General features: G+C 29.8%; 3 protein-coding genes. 1 reads left to right on the forward strand and 2 read right to left on the reverse strand.

Annotation, left to right across the window (positions count from 1 at the left end):
- Both IDG60_RS27450 and IDG60_RS10460 read right to left on the reverse strand, forming a co-directional pair.
- The coding region (locus IDG60_RS27450; protein WP_370736952.1) for a hypothetical protein at positions 1-71 on the reverse strand (71 nt) is incomplete at its 3' end.
- Positions 72-244: 173 nt separating this feature from the next.
- Positions 245-1,117 carry a DMT family transporter gene (locus IDG60_RS10460; RefSeq protein ID WP_001038103.1) on the reverse strand — a complete coding sequence of 291 codons (873 nt, stop codon included), beginning with the start codon at positions 1,115-1,117 and terminating at the stop codon, positions 245-247.
- 130 nt (positions 1,118-1,247) lie between these two features.
- Here IDG60_RS10460 and IDG60_RS10465 point away from each other — a divergent pair, with 130 nt between their 5' ends.
- Complete coding sequence (locus tag IDG60_RS10465; protein ID WP_078072290.1) at positions 1,248-2,627, forward strand: aminotransferase-like domain-containing protein; 1,380 nt, start codon at positions 1,248-1,250, stop codon at positions 2,625-2,627.
- The last annotated feature ends 169 nt before the right edge of the window (positions 2,628-2,796 follow it).

Consider the following 2,796-nt stretch of genomic DNA (forward strand, 5'->3'; position numbering starts at 1 on the left):
GATTTGTTTTCTACATTTTCAGGTTTTTTAGGGCGCGCAAATGCTTCATAATTTCCATAACTGTAATACATATCCACCAAGTCCTTTCGTATTAGAATACACTCAGACTATACCCCTTTGTGAATTGTAAATATTAGTATTTATATTGGTAAATTTGACGAAATTAGATCATTTTTATATTTTTGATTTTTAAAATTTTATCACTCGAATGTTTTTGGATTCTGAGGTGCGGGACTTGGAATAATTATGTATTTTGAAAGAAGTTACTTAAACTAACGCCTAGTAGAGTGATAATTCCGCCTATAATAGCAAGGGTTGTTGGTAGCTCGTCTAATAACAGATAAGATAATAATAAAGAAACGATAGGTGTTAAATAAAGAGACATTGTTGCATCAGAGACACCAACTGACTTCACAATATAAGCAAGCAAAACGTATGGAATTATAGTAGGGAATATAGCTAAATAAAGTACCGATACTATTGATGTAAAAGTGGCGCCGTGTATATCGTTGATGATTTCAGGAATAAAAATAAGCATAAATGGTGAGCTTGCCATTATTGTATATAGTGTGAAAGCGATGAAGCCGTATTTTTCTATGTATTTTTTCTGGAAAGTAAAATACAAACTTTCACTAAAAGATGCAAGTAAAATAATAAAAACACCTAATACATTAATAGTTGTGTAATCATCTTTACTTATTGAAATAATGGATATTCCTATAAATGCGACGAGTGAACTTAACCAATTCCATTTTGAAAAATGCTCTTTTAAAAATATATAAGCTAAAGCACTAGAAAAAATAGGCGTTGTAGAGACTAGAATTCCAGATATACCTGCACTAATCAAAGTTTCACCAAAATTTAAAGCTGTGTGATATATCACAAATCCACAAAATCCTAAAATAAAAATAACAGGGATATCTCTTAGTTCAGGGGTAGGCAATTTCTTTATAATTACGAACGGCAAGAGAATTATTGTTGCTAAAATTAAACGAAATGCCGACAATGATTCTGCACTAAAATCATTTAACGCAATCTTTATCATTGGAAATGCAGATCCCCACAATATGATAGTAAATAAATATGATAGAAAAGTAGTGTCTCGAAGTTTATTCATTAATATCATCACTCCTTTAATTATGTGTTTCTATATTAAAAAATATGATTTAAAATGAGTACAACCAATTTTGAATGGATTTACCTATCCAATTTTAAAAGGGAGGGAGAAGATGGCTAAATATTAAGATATTGCTAGTGACATAAGAGATAAAATAATCACAGGGGATTGGTTTTATGGAATGAAGATACCTCCACAGAGGCAGTTGGCGATACAATACAACGTAAATAGAGTGACGATTATTAAAAGTATTGAGTTATTAGAGGCTGAAGGATTTATCTATACTAAAGTGGGGAGTGGAACATATGTTAATGACTATTTGAATGAAGCACATATTACAAATAAGTGGTCTGAAATGATGTTATGGTCCTCTCAACAAAGAAGTCAGTATACGGTGCAATTAATTAATAAAATTGAGACAGATGATTCGTATATACATATAAGTAAAGGTGAATTGGGTATATCGTTAATGCCACATATTCAATTGAAAAAAGCCATGTCTAATACAGCCAGTCATATTGAAGACTTATCTTTTGGTTATAATAATGGCTATGGTTATATCAAGTTAAGAGATATTATCGTTGAACGAATGTCAAAGCAAGGTATAAATGTAGGTAGAGAAAATGTAATGATCACTTCAGGCGCTTTACATGCCATTCAACTTTTATCTATTGGGTTTTTAGGTCAAGATGCCATAATAATTTCGAATACACCATCATATATTCACTCTACAAATGTTTTTGAGCAATTGAATTTTAGACATATTGATGTTCCTTATAATCAAATTAATGAAATTAATACCATCATTGATAGATTTATTAATTTTAAAAATAAAGCGATTTATATAGAACCTAGGTTTAATAACCCGACAGGTCGTTCTTTAACGAATGAGCAAAAGAAAAATATAATTACTTATAGCGAAAGACATAATATTCCTATCATTGAAGATGATATCTTTAGAGATATTTTCTTTAGCGATCCAACTCCTGCTATCAAAACTTATGATAAATTGGGAAAAGTTATACATATAAGCAGTTTTTCAAAAACGATTGCACCAGCAATAAGAATAGGTTGGATTGTTGCTTCTGAAAAAATAATAGAGCAATTGGCAGATGTAAGAATGCAAATTGACTATGGATCCAGTATTTTGTCACAAATGGTTGTATATGAGATGTTGAAAAATAAGTCTTATGATAAACACTTAGTAAAGTTAAGGTATGTTTTAAAAGATAAACGAGACTTTATGTTAAACATCCTCAATAATTTATTTAAGGATATAGCACATTGGGAGGTTCCAAGTGGAGGTTATTTTGTATGGTTAGTCTTTAAAATAGATATAGATATTAAATATTTATTTTACGAATTGTTAAGTAAAGAAAAAATATTAATCAATCCGGGTTACATTTATGGCAGTAAAGAAAAGAGTATAAGGCTATCTTTTGCCTTTGAATCAAATGAAAATATTAAGCATGCGCTCTATAAAATTTATACATATGTGAAAAAGGTTTAATTAAAACAATAATTCGAATCATTATGTGGCATGTTAAACAGCTAAATATAAGCTATGCACATTTAACAAGCGGATACTCCTGACGCAATTATAGTATCATTACATATTGTTTAATCGTTTGGGGTAATGTAATTAAAAGGTAAAATAGGCAGAGTGTTATACATAAAAT

Source organism: Staphylococcus sp. EG-SA-2, assembly GCF_017152085.1.

Excerpts from the sequence above, each read along its gene's own strand:
- IDG60_RS10460 (WP_001038103.1), bottom strand. The coding sequence starts at position 1,117 with ATGAATAAACTTCGAGACACTACTTTTCTATCATATTTATTTACTATC.